The sequence below is a fragment of the Leptospiraceae bacterium genome, assembly GCA_016708435.1.
In the GTDB taxonomy this organism is placed as follows: Bacteria; Spirochaetota; Leptospiria; order Leptospirales; family Leptospiraceae; genus UBA2033.
This window is the reverse complement of record JADJFV010000036.1, coordinates 44,186-70,341: the sequence shown is the minus strand read 5'-3', so window position 1 is coordinate 70,341 and position 26,156 is coordinate 44,186. Positions and strand designations below refer to the sequence as shown.

Sequence of the window (26,156 nt, the reverse complement as noted above, 5' to 3'; positions counted from 1 at the left end):
GTTTTTTTATCGGTGTCCATCGGTGGTATTCTTATAAACTAGCGCTCGTATTGTTTTGCGAAGAAGTCCCATTCCAAGGGTTTACACTTATTATGCTCATGTTTGGGAATATTGTTGTCTTCCCATGTGTGGGCTTTGGCTTCTTGCTCTTGCGGAAAGTTGACGTTTGAATCTCCAGAGCTTGTTCCATCGGGCTTGCATTTATTGGTCCATCTATCATGGCGTAAGCATTTACGTTTTGCGTCTACGCAATTTAAATTAGGTGTTCCATTTTCTCCGAAAAAACTTGGCTGTTTGCCCGGCGGATATTCATTGTTATTTGCAAGGCGTAGAGCTGACTGAGCAGAAGAATCTTTTTTGATATAAACCGGACCATAAGCACTATGAGTATCTTGATATTCATAGCCTTCTGATTGAACACAATGTTTTGGATTAGGAGCTTGCCCATGATTGCTATATTTTATAAGTGGTGGACAGGGGTCAACATGTCTCACTTCTAGTTCAAAGGGTCGGGCAACTTCTAAAATACAATTGAATTCGTATCCATAGAGGTTACTCGAAGGTAGACTCGCACGATAATGGAAAAATGTATTGCTATGCTTAATTTTAAAACGGTGATCGAATTGCTCTTTCGTTTTTGTATCTACACCGAAAGTTTCATATCTTTCTGCCCATTCGTTCCATCTAGTGTGACGACCTTTTTTGTCTTTAAATAATCCGTTAGGCGACATGTGTGGCACGGGCGGAAGTTTGTTATAACAATAATCATCTGCTAGAGCATAGGCAACATGAATATCGGAAGAATACACTCGTCTGCCGGCAACGTCTTTTGTATCATAGGGGCGGACGCAAGTATCAAAGGGAGTGCGGGGATTTGGTGACCAGTTAGGACTACCATTTGGAGTATCGTTGGGAAGAAGAGCTTTGAAATCTTTTCCGAGTGGGTCGCTTGGATTTGGGATAAGACTTTTTCTTGGATTGTCTTCATCCATTCCTTCTTGTGGAGGTAAACCAACATTACCCTTACAATAAGAAATTAAGTTTTTTAATCCTTCTGGTTGCTCTGAGTTAGGATCAAAATTTTCATTCATTACATAACGCCATTGTAAATAATTCGGAAGAAATTTAATAGCATTCTGAAAAATAGTGGAATTAAAATCTACATCCTTATTAAGAGAACGATTTTTATTTTGTGTGTTGGGGATAGTCGTGCGAAACCAACGTGTATCAATGACGGCTCTTACATAACCGGGGAGTTGACCTCGTTTTCCATTTTCGTCAACAGGAAGAGCCTGGAATCCAAAGGATAATCGTGCTAAGCCCTGGCAGCTTTCTGTTGCATAGGCACAGCAACAATTAAATCCATCATAGTTCATTGTGAATACACCATTTAAGCAATTTCCGAAGTGAGCCTCTCCGGCAAGCATCGCAAGGTCATCTTCAAAGCCTTGGTTTAGAAAATCTTTTTCTAAACGAGCACGGGGAGATTTAATATTATCAATGTCAGTCTGACCATCACTATCGGGAGATGCATAAATCCCACGAGCGATCATAGGGATGCGTCTATGGGGATATAAGGGATCATGGAATTCTTGCTCGGTAATTAAATTGTCGCCAACAGAATCGCGAGCGGGCAGTTCTGTTACTAGTTCCAGTCCAGAAGAATGAGTGCGGTTAGGTTCGCGATGATTGGAAAATAAAGAAAGGACATTTGTCCAAAAAAGCAAGCCAGCAATGGCAAGCCAACTCAAACCAATGATTTTATTTTTAATTTTGTCTCGTTTTAATATCACAGCGCATTTTTTCCTATTAGATAACTATTCGGTTACAATGTATTTTAATATGACTCAGATTTCCAGTAGAAAAGGTAGTATGGGATTTAAACAAAGACTAAATTTTGCAAAACTTCTGCGTAGCCACAACATTGCCAACATCTTTTTATCCTATGTGAAATATTTAAAGATTACCACCGATGGACACCGAGAGCACCGATAAAGGATACGATAGGTATTAAATACTTATAATTTGGTTGAATCTATATCATTTTTCATTCCACCCTTCGCTCCATGTATTCGCGACTAACGCCTTCGCCTGGTAATCAGTTTCTTATTATTTGGCGTCAACGTGGGTAACGTTATGATAGAGCGCAGAGAGGTTTTTAGAATCAGTCTGATTTTTCAAGAAGATAGATGCTAATAGAGTCGGATTCTTTTTTTAAATACTTGGCAATTGACCAATAGGGGATACGGATGATTATGCTGTCACCGGGTTTGAATTGTCTAAATTCGTTTAATTTTTCGATGAGAGGGCTGTCTTTTTTAAAGGGCAATTCGCTGAATTTCTCCTTTTGATAAATGGAATTTAATTCAGGAATATCGGCAATTCTTTTCTTCGACGAATCTTCGTAGGCGGTTAGATGACTTCCTGTATTCAAGCTAATCTTAAGAGTATAATAATGATTTAATTTGGTGTTCTTTCCCTTCTCGTATTCTTCTGTGATAATTTCAATCTTAGAGATTACACCCTGTATGCCAATGACCCTTTCTTCTTGTGACTCGTCCATAGTTCTATTGTAAATAGCATTTTCTTTTTTGCAAGCCTGAAAAAGAGGTAAGATTAGGATTAAGAAAAAAGGGAGTATTTTCATTTTGAGGCTCTGGGTCTATTCTATTTACTTCGTTAGCGGCTAATGGAAACTGAATTGAATTAAATTTGGAACGAATATTTTTTTCCAATTAATCCACCCATCGCTTAACGCTCACCAACAGCCAAGCTATGCAGTTCGACAACTGCGCGGCTCTAATGCGTAATTAAGGTATATATGACTGTCACCTCGAACAGCATTACCGTGAGAGGTCTATCTACCTTAGAACTATCGTATCATTGCCAGATAGATTTCTCACTGCGCAAACTCGGATGTTGCTAGTTCGAAATGACCGCAATGAGGCTAATGCTGTGTATATGCTTTCGATAAGAAGACGTTATACCAAATAGGGGTTAACAAGGACTTCCCCTATACTCGCAGTATAACTTCAAGTTGCCCCTCGAAGCCCTAGGTAGAGTATAAGGGAAGCCCTTGCTAGGTGGTAGTGTGTGTATTGTTAACTTATACGATGATTGTGGGAAGTGGCTCCTTCTCTACACGAAAAATCAAGCCTTTATACAAATTCTTCCCCCCAAAAAAACTTCCTAGAATTACGTAGTTCAACAAATAAAAGGATTTGTTGTAGAGCGGAATTTAGCGATTGGTAAGAAAGGGAGATTTGGAATGGAAGAAATTCTTGCGATTGTAAAAAAATATTGGGGTTATCATTCTCTTAGACCATTGCAGGCTGAGTCGATGCAAGCGGTTCTTGACAAAAAGGATTCTTTGACAGTGTTACCAACTGGTGCGGGAAAATCACTTTGTTACCAGGCGCCTGCGGTATTGCAAGAAGGAACGACTGTAGTCATATCACCGTTAATCGCACTCATGAAAGATCAAGTGGATAGTCTACGTCAATGTGGAATTTCTGCCGCCCAGTTGGATTCTACTCTCGATGCCGAAGAAAAGTCAGAGCTTCAATACAAACTATTGAGTGGCGGCATAACGTTATTATTCGTTTCTCCCGAGCGCGTTATGATGCCGGAATTTTTAAATCTTTTAAAACAAATCAAGCTAAATTCCATTGCCATTGATGAGGCGCATTGTGTGAGTCAATGGGGACATGATTTTCGTCCTGACTATCGCTCTTTAGGAAAACTAAAAAAACTATTTCCTACTCTTCCTATTCATGCATATACCGCGACTGCTTCCGAGAGAGTGAGAGAAGATATTATCGAGCAGCTTACACTGAGTAACCCGCTTGTATTGGTTGGGGATTTTGATCGACCCAATTTGACTTATCGAATTATTCCTAGGACAAATATCGCAGACCAACTCATAACAGTTATCGAAAAGCATAAGAACGAAGCGGGGATAATTTACTGTATCCGTCGCAAAGACGTGGATGAGTTAAATACTCTTTTGACGAAGAGAGGCATATCTTGCTTACCCTACCATGCGGGGATGTCGGGTGAAGAAAGAACAAAGAATCAAGAAACCTTCATGTCGGAGAAAGTTGATATTATCCTCGCCACGGTTGCTTTTGGGATGGGAATTGATCGAAGTAATATTCGTTATATAGTTCACACCGGAATGCCTAAGTCAATCGAGCATTACCAGCAGGAGACAGGACGTGCGGGAAGAGACGGGTTAGAAGCAGAATGTATTTTACTTTATTCGGGGAGTGACGCCATTATTTGGAAAAAGCTTTTAGGTGAGCCAGATGAGAATGCGGCTAATCTAGATTATCTTAGCACGAGTTATACTCATATTGAAGAAATGGGAAAATACTGTCGAATGAGTGTTTGCCGCCATCGATTTTTAAAAAACTATTTCGGTCAGGAATACGAAAAAGAAAACTGCAAAGCCTGTGATGTTTGTCTAGATGAAAAGACAGTTGTAGAAGACTCGCAAACACTTGCCCGTAAAATTATTTCAGGAGTCGTTAGAGTAGGCGAGAGATTTGGAGTTGGTCATGTTGCCAGTGTGCTTCGAGGGGAAAATCTATCTAAGATTCGTCAACTAGGACATGAACAGTTGTCTACTTATGGACTTTTAAAAGAGCATTCCAAAGAACAAGTTCAAGATTGGATATACCAACTCGTTTCTCAAAATCTATTAGTCCAAGAAGGAAATCCTTATCCTGTTTTAAAATTAAACGCGAATTCCAAAGCTGTCCTTCGTAGTGAAATGGCTGTTAGCCTCACTGTCTTACCTCCTAAAGAAGAAGCCCCTACTAAAAAAGCAAATCAAGAATCTTGGGAAGGAGTGGATACCAAACTATTTGAATTGCTTCGCGTGTTTAGAAAAGATTTGGCAGCAAGTAGGGAAGTCCCTGCCTTTGTTATTTTGGGAGATGTTACCTTAAGAGAGCTTTCTCGTGTTCGTCCTTCGAATGAAAATGCACTTCGTCTTATCTATGGAATCGGAGAACAAAAACTAAAAGACTTTGGTCGTGAGATACTCGATATTATCCGCAAGTATTGTGAAGAGAATCAAGTTGGATTAGATGTAGTAGTTGCGATTCAGAAAACGATTGAAAAAAAACCTGCTGTCCTAAATGAATCCCGCTCTAGAGCCTTCGAACTCTTTCGAAACAAAACAAGCGTGGAAGAAGTTGCGAAGGAATTAGATAGAGCAAGAGCCACTGTTTTAGAATATTTAGCTGATTATATCGAGCGAGAAAATCCAGCGGATATTTATTCTTATGTGCCAAAAGAAAACTATTCTAGAATTGAAAAAGCTATTCAAGAAGTCGGACTAGACAGGCTAAAACCGATTTACCTCCACTTGCAAGAATCAATTTCGTATGAAGAAATTAGGCTTGTAGTCGCACATTTGAAAGTGGAAAAGAAGTAGACTCTGTAAAAACTTCAGGTTTATTAGTTTTTTAAAATAGTTTCATGAAATTATTTAAAAAACTAGTATATATATGATAAAGAGGAAAAATGAAAGGTAAGTGGATTTATTTATTGATAGGGATACTTGTTGTAATTGGATGCAACGATGAAAAGAAATTAAGCGAAACCAGTAATAAAGAAAGAATTCTAATGAACGCAATGACTCTTCGCGATATACAAGGACATAGCGGTGCTGGCACAACGGGATTAACTGTAGCAACGGTAGCAACTTCCCTTACCCCGACCTTTAGCCCTGAAGCTGGAGTTTATAATTCAGATCAATCCATTTCGATAATCTCTGCGACGCAGGGGGATACTATCTATTATACGCTCGACGGTTCTATTCCCTCTACAACTTCTACTTCCTACACGGGAAGTATTTCTATCGCAGGTCAGGGAACAACAAAAACGATAAAGGCGATTTCTGTAAAAGCGGGGATGACTAATAGTTCAGTAGCCACTGCTCTCTATACAATTAATTACAATGCTGTGTCTATGCCAACATTTAGTCCAGCGGCAGGTAGTTATAACACAGCGCAAAATATTAGTATGACTACAACGACAACGGGGGCTACTATCTATTATACCACAGATGGCACAACCCCAACTACTAGCTCAACTCTCTACACTGCTCCAATTCATATTTGGAGTCTCGCTGGTAAAACCATAAAGGCGTATGCAGTCAAGACTGGTTCGACGGACAGTTCAGTCTTGAGTAAGGTATATAGTTATTTGCCGCTAAAGACAGGACAGACACTTTGTTATGATGAAAATGGCGCATTAATCTCTTGTGTAGGCACAGGACAGGATGGAGATATACAATCTGGAGTTGCGAAAAGCTACACCGGACCAACTGCCCATGCAACATACACTTCAGATTACACAACAAAAGACAATGCAACAGGGCTTGTATGGAAAAGTTGCTCACAGGGGAAAAGTGGAGCGACATGCACCACGGGTTCAGCTCAAACTCTTTCAAACGACGGCACTGCAACCGATGCAAGCAATCATGCGACTTATGGTTGTCTTGCGCTCAATGGAGCCAACAGTGGTAACGGGTATGCAGGAATAAAAACATGGCGACTACCAACTGCAAAAGAATTATCCTCTCTGAGTAGTTTTGGGGCATTAGCAATCGACACAACTGCCTTTCCTAATCCGGCAGGAGGTAATCATTGGAGTTCTACTCCTTATCTAATCACTGCCGGCAATGCTTATCTAGTTAAATCGGATGCTACTTTAATAAGTTTTGTGAACACAACTGCTGCTTATGTGCGCTGTGTTTCAGGTGATCAAAATCTTACTGTAAAAAATTTTACAGATAACGCGGATGGCACGATTAAGGACAATACTACAGGATTAACCTGGCAGAAGTGCGCCATGGGACAAACCAATAACTCTACTTGTTCGGGGGGAGCAAATGTGACGACATGGGAAAATGCACTTATCTATTGTAATAGCACTTTAAATAACTTACCTGCCTCAACTCCAAGAACTTGGCGTTTGCCAAATATAAATGAACTTCAGTCGATTGAAGACTATACAAAGGCTACTAGTTTTGGACCGGATGCAACCTATTTTCCAAATGCAGTTGGTGGAGGTTGGGTTTCCACTACACACACTGGAATTTTAGCTCGTTCCTGGTGCGTAAACTATTCTACAAATTGGTGGTCCTGTCCTAAGATCAATAACAGCTATGTTCGTTGTGTGAGTGGACAGTAATTGATTTTTTAATCAAAAAAGATTTTTTTAAGTTTACTTATTTTTTTTACCAGTAGATACTCTACCCATAAAGGAGGCAGATTATGGGTGGAGGAAGTTACGATAGAGACGTCGGATCTACTTCGAGTAGCTCTGATTATGATTATAGCGATTATACAGACACAGCGAAGACTGCATTTAAAAATGGGAAGGTGAATACTGACGTTTTGCCGCTGGATAGAAATTTAATTTGTAAAAATAAATCCCCCATTGTAGTTGCCATTGATGGAACTGGCTCTATGGGAAATGACGCTTATATCATCTACGATAAGATGCCGATGTTTTATGGTCAAATTTTAATGCAAGGATACTTGGATGATCCTGCGATTAGCTTTGCCGTTGTAGGAGATGCTTATTCTGACAAAGCTCCAATTCAAGTCTGTGACTTTGAACAGGGAACAGAGCTTGATAGTTGGTTAGGAAAATTATGGATTGAGCACAATGGTGGAGGACAATCGAGAGAGTCTTATGATCTAATGGCTTACTATTATGCAAATCACTGCACGCTAACAGATGCAACACTGCCTTTCTTTTTCTTCATTGGGGATGAAGGCTATTATCCGCAGACAGAAGGTCATTTCATTTCGGAACATATCGGTAGAAATAAACTAGCAGTCGATGCAAGAGAATCTTTCAAGAGATTAAACAATAAGTTCAATGTTTTTCTGATTCATAAACCCTACGGAGTGGATGATGACAAAATTATAAATCAGTGGGCAAGCGTTATTAACCGAGAGAGAATTCTAGTAATGGAAGATTCGAAAGCCATTGTAGATGTAATGCTTGGCGCAATAGCGATATTATCCGAATCACGCAACCTCGATGATTACTTGGTTGATATGAAGGACAGAGAGCAAACGAGTGAGCGAATTAAACTAGTTGAAAAAACTCTTTCTTCTTTAAGTGAAGCGAATTCTCTTGCAAAGGTAGATATGAAAAAGAAACTACCTGCTAAAAAGCCAACTACTAAGAAGAGAGAAACAAAAACAAAAAGAACATGAAAATCTTTGCTACTCTCCCAGCCGTGCATAGAGACAAACAACTAAAAACAGTTGCAGAGCATCCACTTGTAGATGCTCTGCGATTTAATACAGGTATGAAATCCCATTTGACTCCAATCGAAACATTGGATTCCTACTTAACTGCGGCTAAAGGCAAAGAGTTCTGGGTTGATCTAAAAGGAAGGCAACTCCGTATTACCCAGTGGGCTGTTCCTGGCTTTGGCGATATCATCTTAAACCATGAGATTGAAGTGAACCTTCCTACAGAGATTTATTTTCGTCGTGAGGAAAAGTCTATTATCCGCAAGATTCAAAAAAACAAAATCTATGTAGACCCACCACCGCCGAAAGCTGTCGGAGCAGGGCAGGCAATCAATATACCGGATGATTCTCTTCGAATTAAAGGATATTTCACGGAAGAAGATTTAGAATATATAGAAGCTGCTTCTAAACTTGGTATTAAGAATTTTCTACTCTCTTTTGTGGAAGAAGAGCAAGATATTTTACGGCTAACCGATTTAATCCCCGATGCAAGAATAATTGCAAAGATAGAATCTAGAAAGGGGATGCAATTAATTCAAAATTCCTATTCTAATTTTAAAATAAAGCCAACGCTTATGGCGGCAAGAGATGATCTCTATATCAATATAGGAGAGGATAAGACGAATATACTTCCTGCACTTAAATTGATTCTAGAAAAAGACCCTTCTGCCATTGTTGCCTCTCGTTTATTCACTTCCTTAGAAGAGCATTCTGAAGTTTCTCTTTCTGATCTGTCTGATTTTTATCTTATGAAGACTTTGGGGTATAATGCCTGTTTACTCAGTGATGGACTTTGTTCAGGAGAAAAGTCTTTTCTAAATACCATGTCTGTGTTAAAACAATTTGAAGCTAAGAAGTATTGATTTTATTGTCTTAGGTCTTGGCTTTGGCGATGAAGGCAAAGGGGCTATTACCGATTATCTTGTAGAGAAGTTCGGGATAAATTCGGTTATTCGCTTTAATGGAGGCTCACAGGCAGCACATACTGTTGTTGCTTCCGATGGAATCTCTCATACATTTAGCCAGTTTGGTTCTGGAATGCTTATAAAGAGAACACGAAGCTTCTTGTCCTCTCAAATGTTAATCGATCCCTATTCCTTATTAGAAGAAGAATTTGTCTTAAAACGAAAAGAAATTTCCGATGCATTCAAGCGTCTTACTATTGATTCAAATTGTAGAGTCATTACTCCCTTTCATAAGATGATTGGAAGGATGAATGAATTAATAAGAGGTAAATCAAGATTTGGCTCTACAGGCAAAGGAGTAGGAGAGGCTGTATTGGAATATTCTTTGGATAAAGAAAATACAATCTACCTAAAAGATTTTTTTCATGCGAAAAATTTACAACGTAAACTAGAAATTCACTATTTAAAGCAAATGAATCGAGCATTCGAGATTTTATCTCACACAGATGCAAAAGAAGTAAGCAAAGTATTTCTTTACTTTAAAAACAAATACATGCCAAGTAAGATGATTCAGTTCTACCAGGGATTTGCAAAGTCCTATTCTAAATCTATTGATAGAAAAGGAAACTACTTGCAAAGACTATTAGATTCAAGGTCGTCTATTTTATTAGAAGGCGCACAGGGAGCTTTGCTTGATCCCGAGTATGGCTTTGCTCCTTATATTACTAAGACAAAGACAACTCTTGATTATGCGCAAACGTTGCTGAACAAAAAAAGAAAGCCAGTTTGCATTGGAGTATTGCGAGCGTATTCTCATCGTCATGGAATGGGACCACTTCCAACAGAAAGCATTTCTCTTTCTAAAAAGATACAAGAAGAGCATAATACTGATAATCCCTGGCAAGGAGTATTTCGATTTGGATGGTTGGATTTGATTCTATGTCGTTATGCGATTCAGATGAATTCCGGTTTGGATACCATTGCGCTTACTTGTATAGATCAATTGAGTGGACTTGCTAAAATAAAAGTTTGCACAGAGTATCAATACAAAGGAATCATCTCAAAAGAAATGGCAAAGTTCTTTCAGTATAAAAGAGAAAAGGGAGTAAGTAGGATAACAGGCATTAACCCTATTTTAAATTCTACAGACGAAGAGAAAAAGAAATTGACTGAAATTCTATTTGAGTGCAAGCCCTATGAGTATTTAGAATTCAAGGGGTGGAGAGAAGATATTGCAAAGATAGAATCAGAAAAAGAACTTCCAGAAAATCTAAAGACTTACTTGGACTTTTTGGAAACAAAAGAAGGGTTTGGTTTACCTATTTCCATTTTGTCTTATGGCAAAACTAGAAAAGAGAAAATTATTTTGACTTGAACTTGAGGTAAGGAATATCCTGCTCCTGTCACCTCGAACAGTTTCATCGTGAGCGGTCTATCTAGCTTAATAATATCGATATATTGCCAGATAGATTTCTCACAAACTCAATGTTTCTCCCTAAGGGTCGAAACATAATGTTCGAAATGACTTTGTAATTTTCACATCGAAATGATTTCCGATCAGAACCCAACTAATTCTATCTTGAATGGTTTGAAGTCTTTAGAGTTCTTTGTTACAAGCTTTAAGTTTTGAGTTTGTGCGATAGACGCAATCTGTCCGTCCACAAAGGAAGGAGTCTTACCTACTTTAGTCAGACGTGCTTTTTCTTTTGCGTGCCAAATAGATGCGGCAGTATCGTATTCAAAGATTGGTAAAGTTTCTAAAACGGACTTGATGTATGAATCTAGAATCTTTTTCTTTCTACCTTCGTCTAGAATTTCCATTCCGTATATTAATTCGTGTATTACTAGACTACAAGTAGCAATCGTTGTTTCATTTTTTTCTAGAAATTCTAGAACAGCTTCATCCGGAGTTTTTTTGAGTGGCTCAGAGAGAATATTGGTATCGAGTAGGTAAATGGAGTCCATAGATTAGAGAGAAAAATCTCTACCGGTAGAAGAATCTCTCCAACTAGAAACTTCCTTATCGGATAGGGTATACTTTTTGAAATCATCTGAATCACGCAAGGTCTTCCATGAATCGGTGAATTTCCTACGTTTGCCTTTTAACGCTTCGTATTCTTTTGTAGAAACTAAATAAGCAACTACTTTTCCGCGTCTGGTAATGGGTATACTGGGATTAGATTCGAGGGAATGCACTAAAACAGGAAGGTGGTTCTTCGTGTGCGCAATGCTGTAGCTTTTTTCTGTCATCCTTACCATATAGCTATCAAGATGGCTATATGGTAAGATAGTCAAGTATTTTTTTTTTAAAAATGAAATGATAATTAACCTCGTTTCTCGACTGGAATATGCGTTTTATTCAGATTTCCAATATAGATTTGTCTTGGTCTAGCCTTCTTAAAATTACTACGTATACGCAATTCTCTCCAGTGTGCAAGCCAGCCCGGAAGCTTTCCGATTGCTTGCATGAGAGTAAACATATTCTTAGGAATTCCAATGCTATTAAATAAAATTCCGCTGTAAAATTCTAAGTTCGGATAAAGGCTCTTATTCGCAAAAAAACTTTCATTGGAAATATATTCATCTACTTCAAATGCTAAATCAACTAATGGACTATGGTGTGTTTTGAAAAACTCTCTAAAAATTTCTCTTGCGACTATCGCTCTTGGACTCTTTACATTGTATGCTTCATGTCCTAAGAAATTTGCCTTTGTTAAATCTTCTCGCACAGATGCATCACTCAAATAAGTTTTATAGTACTTACCTGATTTTAGAATGTTCTCTAAGAATTCAACTGCGGCTACACTCTGTCCGCCTTCACGCGATCCCCAAAGAGCAGAAATGCCGGCACTAATAGATGCGAATAAGTTTGCTTTTGTGCTACCGATAAGCTGAACGGTAGTAGCCGCTACATTTTGTTCGTGATCTCCGTATAAAATCCAAAGTTGATTTAGAAGTCTGTCTTGATCTTTCGGAACAAGGTAAGGCTCACTTGGAACAGAAAAAAGCATATGCAAAAAATTTGTGCAGAACGGAAGTTTGTCGATGGGGTAAACAAAGGGTTGCCCGATCATTCTCTTATATGAGAAAGCGGCTATCGTTCTTATTTTGCTTAGTAGGCGAGTGACTTGATCTACTCCTCTGTCTCTTGACTCTTCGTATTCATCGGTATAATAACTAGAAAGAGACATTACCATAGTAGACAAAACAGCGAGTGGATGTGCTTTCCCAGGAAATCCATCAAATAGATTGATCATATCTTCGTGAATCATGGAATGCTTGGAAAGTCTGCGCGAATAATCTTTTAGTTCCGCTTCCTTTGGAAGTTCACCGTAAATTAAAAGATAGGATGTTTCGACGAAAGTCGAATTCTTAACCAAATCATCAATTTGAAATCCTCGATAGCTCAATTGACCTTTATCGGGATCTCGCCTAGAAACACTACTTTCACTAATAGCTGTATTGAAACAGCCGGGATCCACGGTAACCATGCCTGTAGAATTGTAGAGATTCTTAATATCAAGCCCCTGCTTTCCGTCTGTGCCGGTAACTATATTGAGAGGAAATGATTTGCCATCCAAGTTTAATTCTGCTTTGTTGTAGCCGCTCATACTTTTTTACACCTTTTTGTTTTCTTTATGACTCCATAGAACATGGTTCTAGTTATGAGTCAATAACCAAATTGACCTAATTCTGCTTGACCCGAATCATTTCAAATGAACTCAATCGTTATATGGATTCTCTAAAAACAATTTATCTTCTGAGACATGCAAAATCAGACTGGGCTGCTGAATTCCGAATCGATCATGAAAGACCTATTTCAGAAAGGGGACGCAAGAATGCAAAGGCAGTGCGCTCTTTTTTAAAGGATAGAAGTCTCCGTGTAGATATTGCCTATGTCTCTGATGCAAAGCGTGCCGTGGAAACTTTAGAGATTGTAAATAAAAACAATGACTTGTTTAAGAATGTAGAAGTAACCCCACTTTTATATGAAGCAAATATTGGAGTTTTTTATAATCTCATTACAAATACAGACGACTCGCATAATTCAATTTTATTTTTAGGGCATAATCCAGAACTAGAGGAATTAGCAAACCAATTGATTCTAAGACAGAATGCATACAAAGACTTTTCTTTTTTTCAAAAATTTAGCACGTCTGCCTTGATTGGTTTATCTTTTCCGATTTCCTCCTGGAAGCATATATCTACGTTTCCAGGCAAATTGATATTATTCTGGACTCCGGTAAAACAATGAAAAAATTAATAACAACGGCAAAATTAAAAAAGAGTAAAAGAACTAGGAGAAGAAATTTCTGCTTACTATAAGAAGGAAGAAATAGTTCTTCTGTGTATATTGAAAGGTGGATTCATGTTTGCCGCTGATCTGATGCGCGAAATAAAATCCACTTCTGTAATTGATTTTCTAGAAGCATCTTCTTATGGAGATGGAAAAGAATCTTCCGGTGCAGTATTGATTAAACGCGATGTAGGTCTTGATATCAAAGGCAAAAAAGTTTTAATCGTGGAAGATATTATAGACAGCGGATTTAGTTTAAATTATTTAATTGCATATTTAAAAAAGAAAAAACCAAATTCGATTGAAGTTTGTTCTCTTCTAGTAAAACACAAAAAGCATAAATCGAAAACGAATATACGATTTGTTGGATTTGATATTGAAGATGAATTTGTAGTAGGATATGGAATGGACTACCGCGGCAAGTTTAGAAATTTAGATTATATTGGAATATATGAGGAAATAGTGTAATGAAACGACAAGATATTTTGTTTAATCCCAGTGATGCACATGCAGAGCTTAGAGACAATGTTGCGAAATTCGCAAAACAAGAATTAGACCTGCAAGCCAAAGAATACGATGAAACAGAGACTTTTAACAAAGAAGTATTTCAAAAATTGGCTTCTGAGTTGGGACTACTCGGTGTTACCGTTCCTGAAAAAGACGGGGGATTGGGCTTAGACGCAGTAGCAGCTGTTATCATTCATGAAGAAATGTCCAAGTATGATCCGGGGTTTACACTCTCTTATTTAGCGCATGAAGTTTTATTTGTAAATAATTTTTATTATAGCGGGAATGCAGAGCAAAAGTCTCGTTATCTGCAAAAGGTTATATCCGGCGAGTGGATTGCTGGTATGGGAATGACAGAGCCCGGAGCAGGAACAGATGTATTAGGTATGGCGACTGTCGCTACTAAGTCTAACGGCAAATACATATTAAACGGAACCAAGCAATACATCACAAATGGAAGCATTGGAAATGTATTTTTAGTCTATGCAAAATTACACAAGAGAGACATTAAGAAGACGACAGCATTCATCGTTGAATCCAATTTCAAAGGATTTAGCGTTGGAAAGAAAGAAGAAAAGATGGGAATGAGATCTTCGCCAACTACTCAGCTAGTCTTTGAAGACTTAGAAGTGCCAGAAGCGAATTTAATTGGTGAAGAGAATGGTGCTATTTCTCATATGATGCGCAACTTGGAAATTGAGCGTATTACATTAGCCGCTCAATCTCTTGGAATTGCGAAACGTTGTCTCGATATTATGAGTGAATATTCTATTCTACACAGAGAAGCATTTGGAAAGAAACTTTCCGAGTTTGGTCAAATCCAAAGAATGATTGCAGAGTCTTACGCTGAGTATTCGGCTGCGAGAGCACTCGTATACCAAGTCGCTTCTAATATGAATCCTGAATCTAGAAACTCTTTAGGTGCTGCTTCTGCAAAATTATTTACGACTCAAATGGCTGAGCGTGTTTCTAGAAATGCGATTCAGGCACTAGGAGGATATGGATATTGTAGAGAGTATCCGGTTGAGAGACTACATCGGGATTCAATTTTACTTTCGATTGGTGGTGGAACGAATGAAGCAATGCAGAAAAACATTGTAAGCGATTTAAAGAAGCAGTATGAATCCAGTCTATGATTGCATTGCGAGTGTAGTGGTTTACGATACTTCTCCGCAAGTTGTGCAGGAGTGCGTAAATTCTTTTCTGGATACTAAACTCAAAGTAAAAATCTACATTGTAGACAATAGTCCTGTTCAGGGTAATTACTCTTTTGCGCAGGACTCTAGGATTTTCTATCATTTCAATCATGGGAGAAATGTAGGCTATGGAAAAGGAAATAATATTGCGATAGAGAATGCTGAGCCGTCCAAATTCTTTCTTATCCTAAATCCTGATGTATTTATCAAAGAGGATGCTCTTGAAAAAATGATTCATTATATGGATATGAATCCAGAAATAGGAATAGGAATTCCCAAAGTATTAAACTTAGATGGAACCCAGCAATTTTTAAACAAGAGATACCCTTCATTAGCCTCTCTTTTTGTTAGAAGGTTTGTTCCGAAGTTTTTGCATTTCTTATTCAAGACGATTTTAGAGAACTATGAAATGAGAGACTTGAATCAGGAGGAGAATTACGAAGTTCCATTTATTAGTGGAGCTTTTATGTTATTTAGAAGGGATGTTCTGAATCGTGTAAAAGGATTTGACCCGAGATACTTTTTATATTTTGAGGATGCAGATATTTGTAGAGAAGTGCAGAGCATTGGATTTAGAACTTCTTATTATGCTAAGGCGCATATCGTTCATCTCTGGAAGAGAGCTGCACATAGAGACTGGAAGATTACCTTTGTATTTATAGCTAATATGGCACGTTACTTTAATAAATGGGGTTGGAGTTTTTTTTAGATTAGCGGATAAGCTCAAATAGCTTATTGTAATTTTCTATAATCTCTTGTGTCTTTGCATGTCCGTCTTTGTTTACATCCGGGTGGTAAACTAGGAGTAGCTCCTTAAAACGTTTTTTTAAATCCTTTAGAGTTGCATTATCTTCTAATTGAAAGAATTCTAAAAGTTTTCTAGTATCTGAATCCATTTTCCCCTCACGTTTAATTTTTCCGAATAATTCGTAATAAAACCTTTGTCTATATTCCTGTGTTATCTTCTTTAACGAAATTTTATTGTATTTAATTAAGTCCTGTAAATGCTTTTTGAGAAAAATATCTGCCCCGAAAGAAGTGTCGATATTTCTTGAGTTTGTAAAGATGCTAATACTTCTTTCGTATAATATTTCTAAATCAAATTTGTCCTCGAAATAAGAATCAAATGCATCATCAAATTGCTTGGTAGAGCTTACAAGAAGATGAAAGAGTTCTTTGTCGAGTTTGTGTTTTTTGAGTGTTGATTGTATTAGCTCTACCAAAATTTGTCCAAGCTCTATGAGAGAAGCTTCGGGGAAGTAAACGCCTGATTTAAGAAATTCTTCTTCAATATCTGCTCTACGTAGAATTTGTTGTAATAGAAGACAGAGAAGATCGCCTTCTTTTTCGCTGAAAGAGCGAAGGTTTAGATTTTGGGAGTGATTTCTGCGAAGAGAATAGAGGCTACGGTAAAAATCCTCTTTACGAATTCCCATTACTTCGATTAATTTCTCATTTGAAATATTCCAAGTGCAGTCAAAGGATTGAATTTGAATTTCGGAAAGAACTTCTCCGAGCGCCTGCTCTGTCAAATGCGTCGAGTTCATGCCAAATATTTTTCTTTGAATTCTTTTTCTGTGATAAATTGAAAGTAGGCTGTTAAGCCAGCTACTTTAAAAATTTTCTGTAGAGATTCTTTTAGATTGGCTAGTTGGAGTTGTCCGTCTAATTCTTTCATATAATTCAAACTCTTGATCAGCATTCCTATTCCCGAAGAGTCGATATAATTGAGTTTTTCCATGTTTACAACGACTTTAGAGTGATCGGTATTTACATTTGCCTGTAAATATGTCTTAAAGTCAGTAGCCGTATAAATATCGAGACTCCCAGAAAGCTCTATCACTATTGTTTCGCCAGATTTTCTTTTCGTTATTTCCATACGTATGTCTCAAAGCTTAATTGACCTTGCCTTTTTTACAATCAATAAATGGAAAACACTATTAGAAAAGAAGATATTTTTGATAGACGGACCTTTCAAGAATACCACCGATAACAGAACGATAAAAAATGATTCGGATTGAAACCAAACTCAGAATTTTATACTAATATCCTATCTTTTATCAGTGTTAATCGGTGTCCATCGGTGGTAATCTTTGAAATGCATTCTTACCTTCTCTCTGTGTCTTTGTGCCTAGTTGCAATCCTTTTCAAAAATTAAATAGCTTGAAAAAAACTTTTGTGCGTTTACTGTATGCAAATACTAATTTACCTAGGAAATACATTATGCCTATTCTACTTGTTCTTTTTTTTAGTTTGCTGTTTACTGTGTCAGCAGATGATTTTGAATATCCAACTTTAATCAATCCAGATGGAACCATACAGACTAGAGAGTTTACAAATGAACAAAGGGCAACGTTTGAGATTGTAAAGAAAGATGTAAAATTCTTTCAAGGTGAGCTTTCTAAGTTCATCCCGTATTTAGTTCGTCAGGGTAGCATAAAGAATAATTCTTATACAAGAGAGATTCGAAATTTCACAGAGACACAGCCCGGTAGACGACTCCAGCATTTTGTAATTGAAACCTTTGTTTTGAAAATGGCAGAGGGAAAACTAGATAGTATTTCTTTTCACAAGAGAAGAACAAGACTTAGCTCCAAGATGGATTCGGAAACAGTCATTAAGTCTATTTCCAATGAACCAAGCAATGAAGAAATGACAGGTGTAAAAGTCCAAGTGGATAAACATACAAACTATACAGAGTCTAACGCACCGATTCGAAAAATGGTGAGTATGTCAGAGATCCCTTCCCCTGTTGATAGAATTAGACTTTTAAGAACGTATAGAACTAAATTGGAAGAGGCAGTGCGAGAGCTTGATAAACTTGTAGATCACAAGGCTCTAAACGATCGCATTAACCTCTCCAATACATTAAACGATGTGGAATTAGAGTAAATCTTTTACTTCGTTTGGAAGTTTTACTAGGATATAATAAACCCAGTAAATCATTCCAACATGTAAAATATCATTCTCTGTAAACCAGATTCCTTTTTGCCAGAGTGGTTGGGTGATTCCTGCAATCAAATAAAGCGCATACGTAAAAATAACCGCTATGAGGATAATCCATGTATTGCGCAAGTAGAGATTCATTTTGTCTTTTGTTTTATTGTATGCCTTCCCATAAATCCAAACAAAGAAGATCACACTAGGTGTAGAAGAGAGACTTAGGAATTCAAAGGATACAAGAAACTGAATGGGAACAAATGCACCATAAAGTAAAAGGACAGAGTAGAGACTTGCATTGATTACCGCATAATAGATAATAGTCTTTCGAAAGCTTCCCGTTGCATTGGAGTGAGCACAGGCAACTAAGAATGCATTCATTCCAAGTCCTGATAATAACGCGTAGATGATTTCCCACCAGCTAGTCCATGTGCAAAATTCTCTTCCGCCACATTTGATTTCATAGCCAAAAGCCTGGTAGCTAGTTCCAGCTAATAATGCTCCCGCCCCTGTAAGAAATAGACCAACTCCCCACCATAGTTTGGACTTTTGATTTTGTAGATTGGTAAAGAATTTATAAGCGACAAAAATATCAAACAGGCTCACAAAGTATACGATTAAGGAAGAAGACGGCTGACTTAATACAAAATTCAATGATCCTAACTGAAGTCGCATCCAGTGTTGTGTGCTTAAAAAAGCGTCAGGCGTAAGTTTGGGCGAATACTCGATAGTATCCAACCGATTGCAGCCAGTCAAAATAAAAGCCGCCAGGGTATAAAAAAAGAAATATAAGGCATTTTTGTTCATCTATTTGTTCCTCTTGTTTAAAATAACCTTTTAAAATGGGAGAAAATTCGTCTATTCAAAAAGTAAAAGCAATAGGTAGATTCAGACAAGGATGTCTAGTCTAGCATAGACTTGGATAATATATCTATTTGAAAGGTTTGCATATTCTATTTGAAAGGTTGCATATCTATTTGAAAGGTTTGCATATCCATTGGAATGGTTGCATATCTATTTGAAAGGTTTGCATATCCATTGGAATGGTTGCATATCTATTTGAATGGTTGCATATCCATTGGAATGGTTGCATATCTATTTGAATGGTTGCATATTCATTGGAATGGTTGCATATCTATTTGAAAGGTTTGCATATTCATTGGAATGATTACATATCCAAAGACTTTGTTTTGTATTACTTATCCCCCTTGTTGAAGTTCATCTTTAATGTTTGCATGGGTTGAACTGACGCCCATGTGAAGAGTATTGCGCCCGCAGGGGCTTTCGTTAAATTGCATGACTTTATTGCTAATGTTGAATCACATTGACATTTTTTAAAGCCAGGTTTTTCTTGGATACCAGAGGTATATCTTTACAATAGTCAGGCTTTTAAATTGATGCGAAAATTTCCCCCGCTTACTTCATAACATCTTATTATGAAAGAGACGAAAGTCCACTTTTGTTATACCCATTCTCAAAAGTAAATTCTGGATTAAAATTGGATACTCTGCTTTTGAGAATGGGGAATACCCCTTTGTAGAAAAATAGTGGAACCTATTTGCGAGAAGTGGTATTTAAGCTTTTAACTTTGTGGGATAGAAGGATATAAAATTATGAGAGAAGTTGGATGCAGATTACTAGAAAGAAAATGGAGAAAGATTTATGAATGAAGTTCTATTAAAAGAAAGATTGGTTAAAATCCGGGACAAAGAATCTGTTTCTCTACAAGCATTAGACTATGTAGAAGAATGGATTTTAAAATCACAGCCTATAGAGAGATTTCAAATCAATCCATATTCTCTGGTTAATGAGCATTATTCGCTTAATTCAATCCTTCCAATTTTTCTTTACGGTATTTCTCTTGAAGCATTTACTTTAAATTGGCAAATGCATTGTCCGCATTGCAATATGGTTACTGATTCTTTTCATTCCCTGCGGGAAGCAAAGTCAATTTCAAGTTGTAAAATGTGCGAAAAAGATTATACTCCCGATTTTAAAGATAGAGTAGAGGTTACTTTTTCCCTGACAAAAGATATTGAAGATTTAGACTTACCGCCATTTTGCGCTCCACCTCCAAGTCTAAATCCACTTTTGGAATTTGCTTTGCCCAAAGGAAATTCAATGGAGAGCACAATTGAATTAGAGGCAGGTGAATACCGCTATTTTTGTCCGATTACTCTTGCAAAAGGAATCCTTTTTGTCGAGAGCACAAAAGCTTCCAATATGCAAGAAATTGAAATTACCCAATTGGAAAAAGACTACGATAAAAAAGAAATTCGAATACAATCCGGACCTGTTCATATAATCGGGAGAAATTTAGGAGCTCCCATTGCTGGATTATTTTTGCATAAGAATAAACTATTAGAAGAAATTCCTATTGCTTTAATGAAACCACGGCTAAGTGGTATTACTCTACAACATTTTCCTTTGTTTTCCAAATTATTTGGTGCCGAGGTATTGAGTGGGCGGGAACGTCTTGTAATCTCTTCTGTTACTTTACTCTTTACAGATATTACCGCATCGACTAGAATGTATGAAACGTTAGGCGATGTAAGGGCATATAATATTGTGCGCGATCACTTCGACATTTTACTTTCAGAAATTCAAAACAAAGAAGGCATTATCGTGAAGACTATCGGAGATGCTGTGATGGCTTCTTTTCAAAAAAATGTAAATTCTTTTGAGGCAATATTTTCGGCAATGAAGAGAATGAAAGAGTATAACTTGAATAAAGATATTTCAGAAAAAGTTTATTTAAAAATAGGAGTGCACCGTGGTCCTGCGATTTTAGTAAACTTGAATGAAAGACTAGATTATTTTGGTTCCACTGTTAATAAGGCTGCTAGAATTCAGTCCATTTCTAAGAGTGAACAAATTTCATTTTCAGAAGAAGTTTTCACTGATAAAGAAGTTCGCTCCCTTTTTCTTAAAAATGGATTTAATAGAGTGGCAAAGTCATCCCATAACCTAAAAGGAATTGAAGGCAAACACTCTATTTACCAAATCAATATTTAAAAAAATATTTCTCAGGAATTAAGAACTCATAAGTCTTTCCAGTTGGAACGTCAAAGTTATACTTGCCAGTTCGAATCCAGGGGTTATGCAGTATTAACTCCTTATACGTCGTTCCATTTGTAATAGCAAATTCAGAAAATTTTACCCCGTTTAGTTTGTAACACCATGACCAACTATAAATAAAGTTTTAAACTTTAAACTTGCTAGAATTTTTTTCTCGGCGAGTATTTTACCAGTAAATTGGGCTTGCTCGGTGCTCAGTTAATCTAAATCTATCTGCATTTGCCTGCGAATGTTCATCACAGAATAAATGTATTTCTTTCATTGTTTTCCCTAAGCTAATTTGTAAATTTGAACTGGTTTTTCGCGACCTTTAACTAGAACCTCTCCAAGGGATTCTCCTGAATATCCGCTCAATCCTTTCCATACATCCTCAGAAACTAATAGCATTGAAGAATAACTTTTATTTAACTGTTCAATGCGAGACGCTAAATTTACAACATCTCCAATGATTGTATATTCTTTGCGTTTGCTTGAACCAACATTCCCTGTTACAGCATCCCCAGAATGAAGTCCAATACCTACATTTGTATGAGGTATATTCTTATTATCCACTTCTAGTTGAACTCGTTCTATTATTTCAAGAGAAGCTTTCACTGCATTCTTAATATCATCTCCGCTCGAAATAGGTGCACCGAACACAGCCATAAAACCATCACCTAAAAATTTATTTATAATTCCCCCGTTGCGATTAATAATATCAATCGAAAAATCAAAGATCGTATTTAGATAACTCACAACTTCTTCTGGCTTTTTAGTTTCCGAAAATTGAGTAAAATTTCGAATATCAAAAAAAAGCATACAAACATGCCTCATCTCACTTGTAAATTCAGTTTGGCTTAAAAGCTTTTCCACAACGGCAGGCGAAACATGCTGACCAAAAATATTCGTAACTCGATTGCGTTCCTCTAACAATTTAAATGAATTGAGTAGCCTTCGCTCAATTTGCAAAGTCACATAACCTACGATAATACCTGATACCAGCATGAAAACAGTCTTAGCAATATGTGATTGAATAGAGCTAATCGCAAAATCCGTTTGCATTCCCATGGATTTATAATGAAAGTAAAGCGTTATAGAAAAATATTCTGTAGCTGCGACTAATCCAGTGAAAACGCTCAGTTTGAAATTTAATTGCAGCGCAGAAATAATAATAAAAATAAAGTAAACAAATACGGGTGGAGTCAACATTACATAAATCGCAGGCTCTCGAATTGATCCTAAATATAGAATAGGAATGGATGGCAGACTTGTTTGGATCAATGCATCCAAATAACGTGGAGCAATAGGAACCGGTTTATTTAGGCGAGACCATCGTTGGAAGAGTTGGCTATTAATAAAAAAATAAGTAGAAGCAGAAATAAAAAAAATAGGCGGATAATATGGATTTAACTTGTCTGTAAAAACTTTGAGATAATCCTCTGGTCTGAAAAATGGGAAAGCAGAAAAGAAAAAAGTTATTATTAAAAAAATAATGGATAAAAACTTAGCACGGGTAATTTCCCCTTTGAGTATTTCTTTTTCTATGTCCGCCTGAAAAATTTTATAAATTTCACTATCTACTGTTTTTTGATTTATCATAATTTAATTTCAGCCTGGTCTAAGTTTCTCTTTTGGTCAACCTAAATTAAAATTGATTTTCTATTCTAGACTTTGAAATTACTATTCATGAAATTATTTTTAATAATCCTATGCCTTCTTCAGTTTATCTTGATTCTAGCTTGTAAAAAGAAAGTTAATATTGCCGAACATCTGTTTATCTTTAAGCTCGATGTCTTTGATTGTGTTTTTGCTAATCCCTATTGGTTCCTCTTTCTAAAAAATTATTTACGATGAAATTTTGAAAGATCCTGTTACAAAGGAAAGTAATTTTTTAATGCAATTTATAAATACAAAGCATTTCTTGGTAAAAGTTTAATTTAATTGATAGCGAGAATTAAAAAGATGAATAAATTAAAATTAATAACTGCAATTTCTGCACTTCTTTTCCTAATGAATTGTGGGAAAAAAGAAGAACCAAAAGTAGAAGAAAAACCTGTAGAGCCAACTGCGATAGCAAAAGAATCAGTGTTTCCCTATTTCAAAGTCGATGTCCAACTAACACCGGCTGCCTTAAAAAAAATAAAAGCAACGAAGAGCAAAATCGTTGTAAGCTTCGAGTTCGGAAAGGATCTAGGACCAGATTCTACAAATATGATTTCTGATACAGTGGAACTCACTAAGCCCGATATGTTTGCAACGGATACTCTTAATATAACCCCAGAGGATGTTGATAAACTCGGAACAGAGTATGATGCGAATGTAAATGTTTTTTCAAAAGGAAAAAAGGATGATTTGAATTTCCTAGATTGTAAATCTTTGCATGATAAGATTGCTAATCTTCTCGGTGCCAATCATGTGATCGAGTGCGATTTGTTGAAGTTAAAATAATCGGATAACTCAATGAATTATACTCGAGTGCGCTAAGTCGCGAAGAAAAAAAGAAAGTCTTAGCGTGAAATATTTCCTGTCCTTAGCGTAAAAAGCGCACTAAAGAGTTTAACATAGATTAGCCGTAAGATGTTTATCTTCTAGGTTTTTGCTGTTGACGTAGAAAAATAGTGGAACTTATTTGCGAGAAGTGGTATTTAGGCTTTTAACTTTGTGGGATAGAAGGAGATAGAATTATCGAGAAGTTGAATACAAATTCCTAGAAAGACAAAGGAACCAATTTGACAATAGAGATGTTGGAAAATATATTGGAGAAGAGTTTAATAGAGAGCCAATAAGTAAAAGGGTATTATTATGAACAAAGAACAAATGATTAAGCTAGCAGTTAGCCAACTCTTTGAAGATGGTAAATTGGATGTTGTAGAGAAAGTATTTGCAGTGAATTATGTTGCCCATGCAGGGGCGAGAGAATACAAAGGACATGTTTTCATTAAAACATTTTTTAAACAGCTTCGTTCTGCATTTTCAGATATTAAAGTTGTTAAAATTGAATTTTTAAATGAATCTTCTAATACAATAACTTGGCAAAGAACTTTAAGCGGTAAGAACAGCAAAAATATGAAAAGAATTCCAGCAAGCGGAAAAAAGGTAAAGTGGACTGAAATGATAGTTAGTCATTTCGAAAACGAAAAGATTTCTGAAGAATGGATTGTATCAGAACTTATGGGAGAATTATTATTAAAAGCTCCTACAATGAAATAAAAAACGAATTTATAAATTTAATTACTTCGCTAAAATTTTTTTACATAAAAAATTAGGTAAAACATGAAAGACTTAGATGAACTCATAGAAGAAAGAACCGGACTCACGATGGAAGAAGCAATGCGAATTGATGAGGTGAACCTCTACGAAAGACTTGGAGAAGAAACCTTTTGGAAATTAAGTAGAACTTTTTATACAAAGGTTTATAACGACAAAGAGAAATGGTTTCAGAATATTTTTAAGAATAAAAGTATGGAAGAGGCAATAGAGAATCAGGCTGAGTTCTTTATGCAGAGAATGGGTGGACCTATGTATTTTTCTAAAAGAAAAGGTCATCCCGCTCTCATTGGTAGGCATATGCCATTTAATATGTCTGAGAAAGCGGCTAATCGATGGTTGCTTCATATGAAGGCTGCTGTAGAAGAGACTAAAGAGATTGATCCCGATTCAGCCGAGAGGATGATGAAGTATTTTATGCATACAGCTCATTTTCTTTCGATTGGTGTTACCAGTCAACAAAAGTCGCAAAGGGACAAAGAGTAATTAGCCTTAAATAGTAGATTTCAACGTCACGATTATATCCCGAAATCCCCGCATGAGATCATAGGATTCTTGAATCACCTTTGGGTCAGTATTTTTTCTAAACCATTTTGGTTCAAAAATATTGAAACCGTTAGGGATAAAGATATAAACCATTTCGTTTCTGATATGAATGGTTGCAGAGGTTAAGGTTTTTTTCTGGAATGAAACTAAGGCAGATTGCACTTCCTTAGTTAAAATACGATCAACATCACTTGGAGAATCAGCATAAACTCTATAATTTTCTTTTAGATATAGACTTCCTTTGTTTAATTGGGTTAATCTACTGTTAGGTGTTATCGTTTTATATTTTCTTGCGACAGAAAGAAATAGAAAAATCAATAGAGGGAATATGAAAAAAAATAATAAGAAGCGCTTCTTAAGAAAACTAATAATAGTTTCAGGAGGAATTACATTTAGAAAAAAAATAACTCCCAAAATAAAAGCACAGAGTATTACTACTGGGCTGAATAGACCAGAACTTATTGGCTTTAGAATATGACTCTTACCGCTAATGTTAATAGTAGAAGCGATTGCTTTCGGAAATGTTCCTATAAAAAAAACTCCATCCAATAAAGTTTCCTCACTCGTCTTACCGTTCGATGTTTTGGTATTTTTAACTGCGTAAATTTCGGAGAAAGCAAATTTAATTCCCTCTATATTTCCTTCTACTAAATCCTCTCCATCAATCCTACTTGGTCTTTCGGATATAAATTCGCTATCCTCAAGTTCATCCTTAGATTTGAATTTATCATCTGGCCTATAGTTTACATTATCCGCAATGGATGAAAGAATCGGCTTAATGATATTGGTCTTAAATCGTTTTTCGTATTCACCCATATATTCCTTCAATTTTGAGTAAAGCCAAGCACAGCCTATCAAGGGTATATAATAGATTATCTGAATAAATAGCATGAAAAAGAAATTATCTGGTCTTAATGATTCGTCTCCAAATATGAATATGTCAACGAAACCGATCGCGCACAAATAGAGAAACAGGCACACTATAGAAATAGGAATTACAAAGAATAATTTTCTCTCTCTTTCTTTGTCTAACCTTTGGAGAACAGGTCTTAGTCTTTTATATAAATCGAGGTATGTTTCCATTTTCTATTCTTCCTTATTAAACGTGGCGTTGAGAGAGTTGTCATTTTTCAAGATGAAAGGAACAGAAAAA

Annotated in this window: 24 protein-coding genes; 14 read left to right on the top strand and 10 right to left on the bottom strand. The window is 36.6% G+C overall.

Annotation, left to right across the window (positions count from 1 at the left end; genetic code table 11):
- Positions 1–38: 38 nt before the first annotated feature.
- Positions 39–1,793 carry a hypothetical protein gene (locus IPH52_27145; protein ID MBK7058660.1) on the bottom strand — a complete coding sequence of 585 codons (1,755 nt, stop codon included), beginning with the start codon at positions 1,791–1,793 and terminating at the stop codon, positions 39–41.
- A 371-nt stretch (positions 1,794–2,164) separates the two neighbouring features.
- Positions 2,165–2,563, bottom strand: coding sequence for a hypothetical protein (locus IPH52_27140; GenBank protein MBK7058659.1), 399 nt, complete (start codon positions 2,561–2,563; stop codon positions 2,165–2,167).
- A gap of 705 nt (positions 2,564–3,268) precedes the next feature.
- On the opposite strand from IPH52_27140, the gene recQ reads away from it, so the two are divergent.
- From recQ to IPH52_27115, 5 genes are all read left to right on the top strand, one after another.
- Positions 3,269–5,443 (top strand): DNA helicase RecQ, encoded by a 2,175-nt coding sequence (gene recQ, locus IPH52_27135; protein MBK7058658.1) that lies wholly within the window; start codon positions 3,269–3,271, stop codon positions 5,441–5,443.
- Between the two features lie 89 nt (positions 5,444–5,532).
- Positions 5,533–7,206 carry a DUF1566 domain-containing protein gene (locus IPH52_27130; GenBank protein ID MBK7058657.1) on the top strand — a complete coding sequence of 558 codons (1,674 nt, stop codon included), beginning with the start codon at positions 5,533–5,535 and terminating at the stop codon, positions 7,204–7,206.
- 83 nt (positions 7,207–7,289) lie between these two features.
- A complete protein-coding gene (locus IPH52_27125; protein ID MBK7058656.1) occupies positions 7,290–8,246 on the top strand; it encodes a hypothetical protein in 957 nt (318 codons plus the stop codon).
- A complete protein-coding gene (locus tag IPH52_27120; protein ID MBK7058655.1) occupies positions 8,243–9,151 on the top strand; it encodes a hypothetical protein in 909 nt (302 codons plus the stop codon). The genes IPH52_27125 and IPH52_27120 overlap by 4 nt, the downstream gene beginning before the upstream one ends.
- Positions 9,132–10,568: an adenylosuccinate synthetase gene (locus IPH52_27115; GenBank protein MBK7058654.1), complete on the top strand. Its 1,437-nt coding sequence runs from the start codon at positions 9,132–9,134 to the stop codon at positions 10,566–10,568. Before IPH52_27120 ends, IPH52_27115 begins: the two co-directional genes overlap by 20 nt.
- Before the next feature lie 182 nt (positions 10,569–10,750).
- Here IPH52_27115 and IPH52_27110 read toward each other — a convergent pair whose 3' ends face one another.
- The 3 genes from IPH52_27110 to IPH52_27100 form a co-directional block, all read right to left on the bottom strand.
- Positions 10,751–11,158: a type II toxin-antitoxin system VapC family toxin gene (locus tag IPH52_27110; protein MBK7058653.1), complete on the bottom strand. Its 408-nt coding sequence runs from the start codon at positions 11,156–11,158 to the stop codon at positions 10,751–10,753.
- Between the two features lie 3 nt (positions 11,159–11,161).
- Positions 11,162–11,443, bottom strand: a complete 282-nt coding sequence (locus IPH52_27105; GenBank protein MBK7058652.1) for a type II toxin-antitoxin system Phd/YefM family antitoxin — start codon at positions 11,441–11,443, stop codon at positions 11,162–11,164.
- Positions 11,444–11,517: 74 nt separating this feature from the next.
- On the bottom strand, positions 11,518–12,804 hold the full coding sequence (locus IPH52_27100) for a citrate synthase (GenBank protein ID MBK7058651.1): 1,287 nt from the start codon (positions 12,802–12,804) through the stop codon (positions 11,518–11,520).
- A gap of 86 nt (positions 12,805–12,890) precedes the next feature.
- Here IPH52_27100 and IPH52_27095 point away from each other — a divergent pair, with 86 nt between their 5' ends.
- The 4 genes from IPH52_27095 to IPH52_27080 are packed head-to-tail and all read left to right on the top strand — an operon-like array spanning position 12,891 to position 15,902.
- Complete coding sequence (locus IPH52_27095) at positions 12,891–13,448, top strand: histidine phosphatase family protein (GenBank protein MBK7058650.1); 558 nt, start codon at positions 12,891–12,893, stop codon at positions 13,446–13,448.
- 54 nt (positions 13,449–13,502) lie between these two features.
- On the top strand, positions 13,503–13,958 hold the full coding sequence (gene hpt, locus IPH52_27090) for a hypoxanthine phosphoribosyltransferase (protein ID MBK7058649.1): 456 nt from the start codon (positions 13,503–13,505) through the stop codon (positions 13,956–13,958).
- Positions 13,958–15,133, top strand: a complete 1,176-nt coding sequence (locus IPH52_27085; protein ID MBK7058648.1) for an acyl-CoA dehydrogenase family protein — start codon at positions 13,958–13,960, stop codon at positions 15,131–15,133. The genes hpt and IPH52_27085 overlap by 1 nt, the downstream gene beginning before the upstream one ends.
- Positions 15,117–15,902, top strand: a complete 786-nt coding sequence (locus tag IPH52_27080; protein ID MBK7058647.1) for a glycosyltransferase family 2 protein — start codon at positions 15,117–15,119, stop codon at positions 15,900–15,902. The genes IPH52_27085 and IPH52_27080 overlap by 17 nt, the downstream gene beginning before the upstream one ends.
- A 1-nt stretch (position 15,903) precedes the next feature.
- Here the strand turns inward: IPH52_27080 and IPH52_27075 are convergent, their stop codons facing one another.
- Both IPH52_27075 and IPH52_27070 read right to left on the bottom strand, forming a co-directional pair.
- Positions 15,904–16,740 carry a J domain-containing protein gene (locus IPH52_27075; GenBank protein ID MBK7058646.1) on the bottom strand — a complete coding sequence of 279 codons (837 nt, stop codon included), beginning with the start codon at positions 16,738–16,740 and terminating at the stop codon, positions 15,904–15,906.
- Positions 16,737–17,072 carry an STAS domain-containing protein gene (locus IPH52_27070; GenBank protein ID MBK7058645.1) on the bottom strand — a complete coding sequence of 112 codons (336 nt, stop codon included), beginning with the start codon at positions 17,070–17,072 and terminating at the stop codon, positions 16,737–16,739. The genes IPH52_27075 and IPH52_27070 overlap by 4 nt, the downstream gene beginning before the upstream one ends.
- 344 nt (positions 17,073–17,416) lie before the next feature.
- On the opposite strand from IPH52_27070, the gene IPH52_27065 reads away from it, so the two are divergent.
- Entirely contained in the window at positions 17,417–18,085 is a 669-nt protein-coding gene (locus IPH52_27065; GenBank protein MBK7058644.1) for a hypothetical protein, read from the top strand.
- Here IPH52_27065 and IPH52_27060 read toward each other — a convergent pair.
- A complete protein-coding gene (locus IPH52_27060; GenBank protein ID MBK7058643.1) occupies positions 18,077–18,940 on the bottom strand; it encodes a hypothetical protein in 864 nt (287 codons plus the stop codon). The genes IPH52_27065 and IPH52_27060 overlap by 9 nt on opposite strands.
- A gap of 855 nt (positions 18,941–19,795) precedes the next feature.
- Here IPH52_27060 and IPH52_27055 point away from each other — a divergent pair.
- The gene (locus IPH52_27055; GenBank protein MBK7058642.1) at positions 19,796–21,148 is read left to right on the top strand and encodes an adenylate/guanylate cyclase domain-containing protein; all 1,353 of its coding nucleotides are present in this window, start codon (positions 19,796–19,798) and stop codon (positions 21,146–21,148) included.
- A 333-nt stretch (positions 21,149–21,481) separates the two neighbouring features.
- Here IPH52_27055 and IPH52_27050 read toward each other — a convergent pair whose 3' ends face one another.
- Positions 21,482–22,789: an adenylate/guanylate cyclase domain-containing protein gene (locus IPH52_27050; GenBank protein MBK7058641.1), complete on the bottom strand. Its 1,308-nt coding sequence runs from the start codon at positions 22,787–22,789 to the stop codon at positions 21,482–21,484.
- Between the two features lie 363 nt (positions 22,790–23,152).
- On the opposite strand from IPH52_27050, the gene IPH52_27045 reads away from it, so the two are divergent.
- The 3 genes from IPH52_27045 to IPH52_27035 all read left to right on the top strand — a co-directional run bounded on the left by IPH52_27045 (position 23,153) and on the right by IPH52_27035 (position 24,943).
- The gene (locus tag IPH52_27045) at positions 23,153–23,638 is read left to right on the top strand and encodes a hypothetical protein (GenBank protein MBK7058640.1); all 486 of its coding nucleotides are present in this window, start codon (positions 23,153–23,155) and stop codon (positions 23,636–23,638) included.
- Positions 23,639–23,992: 354 nt separating this feature from the next.
- Positions 23,993–24,400, top strand: a complete 408-nt coding sequence (locus tag IPH52_27040) for an ester cyclase (GenBank protein ID MBK7058639.1) — start codon at positions 23,993–23,995, stop codon at positions 24,398–24,400.
- A 63-nt stretch (positions 24,401–24,463) separates the two neighbouring features.
- On the top strand, positions 24,464–24,943 hold the full coding sequence (locus tag IPH52_27035) for a hypothetical protein (GenBank protein ID MBK7058638.1): 480 nt from the start codon (positions 24,464–24,466) through the stop codon (positions 24,941–24,943).
- Between the two features lie 6 nt (positions 24,944–24,949).
- Here the strand turns inward: IPH52_27035 and IPH52_27030 are convergent, their stop codons facing one another.
- Entirely contained in the window at positions 24,950–26,086 is a 1,137-nt protein-coding gene (locus tag IPH52_27030; GenBank protein MBK7058637.1) for a DUF3137 domain-containing protein, read from the bottom strand.
- Positions 26,087–26,156 lie beyond the last annotated feature (70 nt).

Excerpts from the sequence above, each read along its gene's own strand:
- IPH52_27140 (MBK7058659.1), bottom strand. The coding sequence starts at position 2,563 with ATGGACGAGTCACAAGAAGAAAGGGTCATTGGCATACAGGGTGTAATC.
- recQ (MBK7058658.1), top strand. The coding sequence starts at position 3,269 with ATGGAAGAAATTCTTGCGATTGTAAAAAAATATTGGGGTTATCATTCT.
- IPH52_27130 (MBK7058657.1), top strand. The coding sequence starts at position 5,533 with ATGAAAGGTAAGTGGATTTATTTATTGATAGGGATACTTGTTGTAATT.
- IPH52_27125 (MBK7058656.1), top strand. The coding sequence starts at position 7,290 with ATGGGTGGAGGAAGTTACGATAGAGACGTCGGATCTACTTCGAGTAGC.
- IPH52_27120 (MBK7058655.1), top strand. The coding sequence starts at position 8,243 with ATGAAAATCTTTGCTACTCTCCCAGCCGTGCATAGAGACAAACAACTA.
- IPH52_27110 (MBK7058653.1), bottom strand. The coding sequence starts at position 11,158 with ATGGACTCCATTTACCTACTCGATACCAATATTCTCTCTGAGCCACTC.
- IPH52_27105 (MBK7058652.1), bottom strand. The coding sequence starts at position 11,443 with ATGACAGAAAAAAGCTACAGCATTGCGCACACGAAGAACCACCTTCCT.
- IPH52_27100 (MBK7058651.1), bottom strand. The coding sequence starts at position 12,804 with ATGAGCGGCTACAACAAAGCAGAATTAAACTTGGATGGCAAATCATTT.
- IPH52_27085 (MBK7058648.1), top strand. The coding sequence starts at position 13,958 with ATGAAACGACAAGATATTTTGTTTAATCCCAGTGATGCACATGCAGAG.
- IPH52_27080 (MBK7058647.1), top strand. The coding sequence starts at position 15,117 with ATGAATCCAGTCTATGATTGCATTGCGAGTGTAGTGGTTTACGATACT.
- IPH52_27075 (MBK7058646.1), bottom strand. The coding sequence starts at position 16,740 with ATGAACTCGACGCATTTGACAGAGCAGGCGCTCGGAGAAGTTCTTTCC.
- IPH52_27070 (MBK7058645.1), bottom strand. The coding sequence starts at position 17,072 with ATGGAAATAACGAAAAGAAAATCTGGCGAAACAATAGTGATAGAGCTT.
- IPH52_27065 (MBK7058644.1), top strand. The coding sequence starts at position 17,417 with ATGCCTATTCTACTTGTTCTTTTTTTTAGTTTGCTGTTTACTGTGTCA.
- IPH52_27060 (MBK7058643.1), bottom strand. The coding sequence starts at position 18,940 with ATGAACAAAAATGCCTTATATTTCTTTTTTTATACCCTGGCGGCTTTT.
- IPH52_27055 (MBK7058642.1), top strand. The coding sequence starts at position 19,796 with ATGAATGAAGTTCTATTAAAAGAAAGATTGGTTAAAATCCGGGACAAA.
- IPH52_27050 (MBK7058641.1), bottom strand. The coding sequence starts at position 22,789 with ATGATAAATCAAAAAACAGTAGATAGTGAAATTTATAAAATTTTTCAG.
- IPH52_27045 (MBK7058640.1), top strand. The coding sequence starts at position 23,153 with ATGAATAAATTAAAATTAATAACTGCAATTTCTGCACTTCTTTTCCTA.
- IPH52_27040 (MBK7058639.1), top strand. The coding sequence starts at position 23,993 with ATGAACAAAGAACAAATGATTAAGCTAGCAGTTAGCCAACTCTTTGAA.
- IPH52_27035 (MBK7058638.1), top strand. The coding sequence starts at position 24,464 with ATGAAAGACTTAGATGAACTCATAGAAGAAAGAACCGGACTCACGATG.
- IPH52_27030 (MBK7058637.1), bottom strand. The coding sequence starts at position 26,086 with ATGGAAACATACCTCGATTTATATAAAAGACTAAGACCTGTTCTCCAA.